The sequence below is a fragment of the Methylobrevis pamukkalensis genome (assembly GCF_001720135.1).
Lineage (GTDB): Bacteria > Pseudomonadota > Alphaproteobacteria > Rhizobiales > Pleomorphomonadaceae > Methylobrevis > Methylobrevis pamukkalensis.
On the sequence record NZ_MCRJ01000230.1, the window covers coordinates 1 to 2,177 of the forward strand.

Genomic DNA, 2,177 nt, shown 5'->3' on the forward strand with positions numbered 1-2,177 from the left:
CATCGAGACGGATCGGGGATGGCATAGCCTCCCCGGTCTGCTCGCGGCCATGACACGGAGCGAGGTGACCACCTTCCCCGCGCTTCGTCCGCACCAGCGTCCGGCCTGGCACATGTTCCTCGTGCAACTCGCCGTGCTGTCGCTCGATGCCGCAGGCTTGCGGGAGCTTCCGGAGAGCGAAGCCGGCTGGCGGGAGATCCTTCGCGGTCTGACGGCGGATTTCCCCGAAGATGAACCGTGGCACCTGATCGTTGCGGATCGCAAACGGCCGGCCTTCCTTCAGCCACCGGATCCCGGCGGGCTCAAATGGTCAAAGGTCGCGACCGCCGATGCGCTCGACATGGTGATCACCTCGCGCAACCATGACCTGAAGCGCGAGATCGCCCGCGAGGCCGCGCCGCAGGACTGGCTGTTCGCCCTCGTCAGTCTCCAGACCATGGAGGGCTACAGCGGCAGGTCCAACTACGGCATCGCCCGCATGAACGGCGGCTCGTCGTCCCGTGTGCTGATCGGCCTCGCCCCGGCTAGTCCGGGTCGCTCGGACGTCGATCCGTCGCTCTGGTGGCAGCGGGATGTCGGGCGCCTGCTCGAAACCCGCTCCGGGCTCGCGGGAAAGGCGCTGCTCTGGCTGGAGCCTTGGCCGGAGGGCGAGGCACTGGACCTTGCCGCACTCGACCCACAGTTCATCGAGGTCTGTCGCCGTGTCCGCCTCGCCGAGAAGAACGGCCGGATATCTGCGGAACGCAGCACCTCCAGTGCAGCACGCATCGCAGCCGAGGAGGCCAAGGGCAATACCGGCGACCCCTGGACGCCCGTTGACTTCCAAGGGAAGGCCTTTACGCTGGGCGAAGGCGCGGACTGGACCAACGAGCGACTGGTCAGGCTGCTGTTCAAGACGGGCGGTCGCAAATGGAACGCGCCGCTTCTCGCCCGCCCCTTCCCCGGCGAGGAGGCGGAGCCGATGCTGCTGATTGCCGAAGCCTTTGCGCGCGGCAACTCCAAGACCGACGGCTTCCGCTCCCGCGTCATTCCGGTTCCCAAAGCCATCCTGCAGGAGTTTCTGGGCCCGCGGCCCGTCGACGTGGCCGATGGCCTGCTCAAGGACATCGCCGCTATAGAGCTTGCACTGCGCAACGGTCTGGCATTGGTCGCCGCCCGCGGCGAACAGGAGAAGGTGAAGAAGCCGCACTATGAGCGCACCCGCTCCGCTTGCGAGGCTCTGCGCCGCGAGGCCGACCGCCTGTTCTTTACCGAACTCTGGGACCGCGTCGAGGCGACGGTTGATGCCGATTTCACCCGCCTGCGCCTCGCCTTTCTCGAGAAACTCGCAGAAGCCGCTCGCAAAGAATTTCAGGCGGCGCTCACAGCCATTCCATGCGCGAGCCTGATGCGGCCGCGCGCCGAAGTGCGGGGCAAGGCGCGGCTGGACTGGAAGCTTCACGAGGCGATCCGGGACTTCAAGCAGATGGAGGTGGCCGATGCCTGACGATGTCGATAAATCCGCCCGGGACGAGGTGGCGCGGCGCGCCCTGTCCATCGCTCTGGCGCTTGCCGTGTCCGATCCGGGGGAGAAGGCTGCGGCGCGGCGAATGGACAAGCGCGGCGCGCCGGTGTTCTGGCGGCAGGTGGCCCGGCTCGGCATTTCGTCCGATCATGAGGCCGGCTGGCTGCGCTTCACCCGCATGGTCGCGCTGCTGACACCGGCAAGCGCCACGGCATCGGTCCACGACAAGGACCGTCCGCTCGGCGCGGTGCTCGCCGATGCCGGCTTTTCCGAACAGCGCCTCGCCCGCCTGCTCGCCTCGCAGGGCGATACGCGCCTGGAGGCCCTCGAACGCGCCATCCGCATGCTCGCCCGCAGCCGGCCGAAGATCGATGTCGTCAGCCTCGCCCGCACGGTGATGGGATGGGACCACAACCGGCTGGCCCGCGACTATTACACCCGACTTGACAGAACCACGACGATACCGACCGGGGAGGTCGAACATGCCTGAGCCTCGCTTCCTGCAGATCCATTTTCTGGCGCCCTACACGGCGGCCCTGCTCAACCGCGATGATGCCGGGCTCGCCAAGAGGCTACCCTTCGGCGGCCACCTGCGCACCCGGGTCAGTTCGCAATGCCTGAAGCGCCATTGGCGCCTTGCACAGGATCCGCATGCGCTGGCAAGCATCGTCGA

3 protein-coding genes are annotated in these 2,177 nt (G+C 67.3%); all 3 read left to right on the plus strand.

What is annotated here, in order from left to right:
- The coding region (locus tag A6302_RS20075) for a hypothetical protein (RefSeq protein WP_210183418.1) at positions 1–1,486 on the plus strand (1,486 nt) is incomplete at its 5' end.
- Positions 1,479–1,994 (plus strand): type I-E CRISPR-associated protein Cse2/CasB, encoded by a 516-nt coding sequence (gene casB, locus A6302_RS20080; protein ID WP_069308495.1) that lies wholly within the window; start codon positions 1,479–1,481, stop codon positions 1,992–1,994. The genes A6302_RS20075 and casB, both read left to right, overlap by 8 nt.
- Positions 1,987–2,177 (plus strand): type I-E CRISPR-associated protein Cas7/Cse4/CasC (locus A6302_RS20085; protein ID WP_210183419.1); only part of this gene is annotated, 191 nt, incomplete at its 3' end. The genes casB and A6302_RS20085, both read left to right, overlap by 8 nt.